The sequence below is a fragment of the Mesorhizobium sp. M7D.F.Ca.US.004.03.1.1 genome, from assembly GCF_003998635.1.
In the GTDB taxonomy this organism is placed as follows: domain Bacteria; phylum Pseudomonadota; class Alphaproteobacteria; order Rhizobiales; family Rhizobiaceae; genus Mesorhizobium; species Mesorhizobium loti.
Map to the genome: position 1 here is coordinate 1 of NZ_RZQG01000626.1, position 3,571 is coordinate 3,571.

6 protein-coding genes are annotated in these 3,571 nt (G+C 60.9%); 3 read left to right on the forward strand and 3 right to left on the reverse strand.

Annotation, left to right across the window (positions count from 1 at the left end):
* The 3 genes from EN935_RS26715 to EN935_RS26725 form a co-directional block, all read left to right on the forward strand.
* The coding region (locus EN935_RS26715; RefSeq protein ID WP_127373782.1) for a glutathione S-transferase N-terminal domain-containing protein at positions 1–537 on the forward strand (537 nt) is incomplete at its 5' end.
* Positions 477–1,157, forward strand: a complete 681-nt coding sequence (locus EN935_RS26720) for a uracil-DNA glycosylase family protein (protein ID WP_109671225.1) — start codon at positions 477–479, stop codon at positions 1,155–1,157. The genes EN935_RS26715 and EN935_RS26720, both read left to right, overlap by 61 nt.
* Before the next feature lie 109 nt (positions 1,158–1,266).
* Positions 1,267–1,758 carry an Lrp/AsnC family transcriptional regulator gene (locus tag EN935_RS26725; protein ID WP_006205209.1) on the forward strand — a complete coding sequence of 164 codons (492 nt, stop codon included), beginning with the start codon at positions 1,267–1,269 and terminating at the stop codon, positions 1,756–1,758.
* A gap of 27 nt (positions 1,759–1,785) precedes the next feature.
* On the opposite strand, the gene EN935_RS26730 is transcribed toward EN935_RS26725, so the two are convergent.
* The 3 genes from EN935_RS26730 to EN935_RS26740 form a co-directional block, all read right to left on the reverse strand.
* Positions 1,786–2,355 carry a DUF3299 domain-containing protein gene (locus EN935_RS26730; RefSeq protein ID WP_127265450.1) on the reverse strand — a complete coding sequence of 190 codons (570 nt, stop codon included), beginning with the start codon at positions 2,353–2,355 and terminating at the stop codon, positions 1,786–1,788.
* 47 nt (positions 2,356–2,402) lie between these two features.
* The gene (locus tag EN935_RS26735) at positions 2,403–2,984 is read right to left on the reverse strand and encodes a GNAT family N-acetyltransferase (protein ID WP_127265451.1); all 582 of its coding nucleotides are present in this window, start codon (positions 2,982–2,984) and stop codon (positions 2,403–2,405) included.
* Positions 2,944–3,571, reverse strand: a 628-nt coding sequence (locus tag EN935_RS26740) for a DNA alkylation repair protein (RefSeq protein WP_127373783.1), incomplete at its 5' end; no start/stop codon positions are given. The genes EN935_RS26735 and EN935_RS26740, both read right to left, overlap by 41 nt.

Sequence of the window (3,571 nt, forward strand, 5' to 3'; positions counted from 1 at the left end):
GTTCCGCAGGTGGCCATCGACATGGGGGCGCTGGAGCACAGACAACAGGCGGTCAGCTCGCGCAACCCCTTGCAGCGTCTGCCGGTACTGGAACTCGACGACGGCACCGTCATCACCGAATCCGTCGCCATCTGCCGTTACTTCGAGGAGCTGCATCCGGAGCCCGCTTTGTTCGGGCGTGGCGCAGTCGGCAAGGCGCAGGTCGAGATGTGGCAGAGACGGATGGAATTCAACTTGCTCAGTTGCGTCGCGCAGGCTTTCCGCCACATCCATCCGGCCATGAAGGAGTGGGAAATCCCGCAGATCCCCGAATGGGGTGAGGCAAACAAGCCCAAGGCCGTTGAGTTCCTCAGGCTGCTGGACGTCGAACTGGGCAGCCGGGAGTTCATCGCCGGCGACAGCTATTCGATCGCCGATATCACCGGCCTGATCGCCGTCGACTTCATGAAGCCGGCACGCATCAAGGTGCCGGATGAATGCGCGAATGTGTTGCGCTGGCATCAGGCCGTCTCCAGCCGACCAAGCGCATCAGCCTGAGTATGACTGTCGAACTCGAAAGCTTCACCGCGACGGTCCGCGCTTGCCGCATCTGCGTGGAAAACCCGGTCGGCAAGCCGTTGCCGCACGAGCCACGCCCTGTGTTGCGACCCTCGTCCAGCGCCCGCATCCTGATCGCCAGCCAGGCGCCGGGGACCAAGGTGCATCTATCGGGTATGCCGTTCACCGACGCCTCCGGCGACCGCTTGCGCAGTTGGCTTGATGTGACGAGCGACGAATTCTACGACATCGAAAAATTCGCCATCGTGCCGATGGGCTTCTGCTTTCCCGGCCAGGACGCCAAGGGCGGAGACCTGCCGCCGAGGCGCGAATGTGCACCGGCCTGGCGCGCGCCTTTGATGGCCTTGATGCCACGGATCGACCTGGTGCTGACGATCGGCATCTACGCGCAGTCCTGGCACATGGGTGTGGCGCGCCGGCCCTCGCTGACGGAAACGGTGATGGACTGGCGCGCCATCTGGGAGAATTCCGTCGGCCTGAAAGTGCTGCCGTTGCCGCATCCGTCGTGGCGCAACATCGGCTGGCTGAAGAAGAATCCATGGTTTGAAATGGATTTGCTGCCTTTTCTGCGTTCGGAAATCCGCTATCGCCTTAGCTGACCTTTCAGCAAGAAATCACTCGCTTTTCCATCAATCGACAGAATTTCTTTCTTGTGAAAGGCCGAAATAAGGGGGAATATAGCCAATCTATTCCCCCAGGGAGCAAAAAATGGACCGCCTTGATAGAAAAATCCTCCGCCTTTTGCAGGAGGATGCGACACTCGCGGTCGCCGACGTCGCCAAGAAAGTCGGCCTGTCGACGACGCCTTGCTGGCGGCGCATCCAGAAGCTCGAGGAAGAGGGCGTCATCAAGCGGCGCGTTGCCATTCTCGACCATGAAAAGGTCAATGTGCGCGTCACCGTCTTCGTGTCGATCCGCACCAATTCGCACAGCCATGAATGGCTGCGGCGTTTCTCGGAAGTCATCCAGGAGTTTCCCGAGGTGGTCGAGTTCTACCGCATGAGCGGCGACGTCGACTATCTTCTGCGCGTCGTAGTGCCCGACATCGCCGCCTATGACGCCTTCTACAAGCGACTGATCGCCAAGATCGAAATCCGTGATGTGTCGTCGTCCTTCGCCATGGAGCAGATCAAGTACACGACCGAAATCCCGCTCGATTACATGGTACTGGACAAGGAATCGGGTGCCAACGCTGCTTGAAGTTAGCCTTGCGTAAGGTCGTCCCGCCTAGTTCTTCTTTTTGTTGAGGAAACTCCAGGGTGAGTTCACCGGCAAGGTGATGGTGTCCGGCACGTTGTCGACGGCGGCCACCTCTGCCTTGCGCATCGTGTAGCCGGATTGGATGACGCTGACGCCATCGAGGATGAACAGCTGGCTCTTCTCCATGTCCGGCTTCAGCGCTCCGGTGACGGCGACCGGCTGATAGGCTTCCGACATCTTGTAGGGCTGAGCCGGCGTGACCAGGACGATCTGGTTGGGAGGCGGCGTCGGCATGTGGCTGCAGGCACCTGTCCACGGCACCAGCAGAAACTGATAGACAAGGTCGCCGTCGCGATCGACAGGCAATGCATAGCCGGCTAGCTGAATGCTTTTGTCCTGCAGATTGACGGACAGCGTCTCGCCATGGTCGGGCAATTTTGCAGCGATCATCGGCAGGCCGACGTTTTCGGCAGCGGATTGCGTGGCCGGGCGCAGATCCTTCCAGAATATGTGCGCGGTCTCAGCCGAGGCATCGACGGCAGCGGAGACACACAACGCAGCTGCGAGCACTATGGTTGATCTGACATGGTTGCTCATGGGCCGCGTCCTTTGAATCTGAAGTAAAGACGCCGCCACCAATGACGTCAACGCTCGAGCCGCATCACATGTCGGCGAGAACCGGCCATACCGGTCTCGCGGAACCCACGGGCGGCAAACATGTCGCGAAAGCCCATGAAACTGTAACTCGGCGACGCCTGATCGACCGGGTACGCCTCGATCGTGCCGGCGCCCTTGGCGAAGGCGTGATCTATCGCCGCGTCGAGCAGCGCCGACGCCAGCCCGCCGCTGCGCAAGGCCCTTGGCACATAGAAGCAGACGATCGACCACACGCCGGTCTCGCTGTCGTCCTGCTGCCGGGAGAGCCGGCGATAGGTCTGGCGCGGCGCAACCGAGCACCAGCCGACGGTTTTGCCTTCAACGTGGGCGACGATGCCAACGGGTGTATCGGCCTCGATGAGCGAAATGATGGCCCGTTTCTTCTCGTCGTTCGAGACATGCTCGCGGCTGGGAAGGTTGCGCCAGGCCATGCACCAGCAATATTTCGGCCCGCCCGGCTGCTCGAACAGGTTTTCGAAATCGGTGCGTGTCGATCGCGTCACCTCCGAGAAGCTGATTTCCGCCCCGTCAGCCTTTCCTGGCGGCGATACGCTCGAGCGTCTTGGCATTGGTCAGCTCCCTCACTGCGTCCTTGCCGATCCAGCGCGCCGTCTTGTCGGTCGACTGCGCCAGCCGTTCGGCGACAGCAAGGGCAGCGCTATGCATCTCCATCGAGCGTTTGCCGATCGAACGAAGCGCCCAGTTTACGGCCTTCTTCACGAAATTGCGGCTGTCGGCGGCATGCGCTTCGATGATCGGCAGGAAGCCGAGGAAAGTCGCTACCGGCTCTTGTTTCCGGTGAACGACAGACCAGGCCATCATGGCAAAGGCCGTGCGCCGAACGAATTCCCGCTCATCGGCCGCGAACTCTTCGATCAGTTCCTTCCAGGCGTCCGTATCGACGAAGAGATCGGAGACGCCGTCGACGATATCCCAGGAATCGAAGGACGCCGCCCATTGCCTTGCATCAGCTGCGGAAAAACGCTTCGGGTCAGCCGTGACGGAAGCGATGAACTGCGCCTCCATGATGCCGGTGTCCCATAGCTCGAAGGCGCGCTCGTGGTTGCGTTTGATCGTCCGCGCAATCTGCCGCTGCACGCCGTGCGAGATGCCGAGGGCGCGCTCGATCTTGATGCCGTAGCGCACCATGCCAAGG

Excerpts from the sequence above, each read along its gene's own strand:
- EN935_RS26725 (WP_006205209.1), top strand. The coding sequence starts at position 1,267 with ATGGACCGCCTTGATAGAAAAATCCTCCGCCTTTTGCAGGAGGATGCG.
- EN935_RS26720 (WP_109671225.1), top strand. The coding sequence starts at position 477 with ATGCGCGAATGTGTTGCGCTGGCATCAGGCCGTCTCCAGCCGACCAAG.
- EN935_RS26730 (WP_127265450.1), bottom strand. The coding sequence starts at position 2,355 with ATGAGCAACCATGTCAGATCAACCATAGTGCTCGCAGCTGCGTTGTGT.
- EN935_RS26735 (WP_127265451.1), bottom strand. The coding sequence starts at position 2,984 with ATGCCAAGACGCTCGAGCGTATCGCCGCCAGGAAAGGCTGACGGGGCG.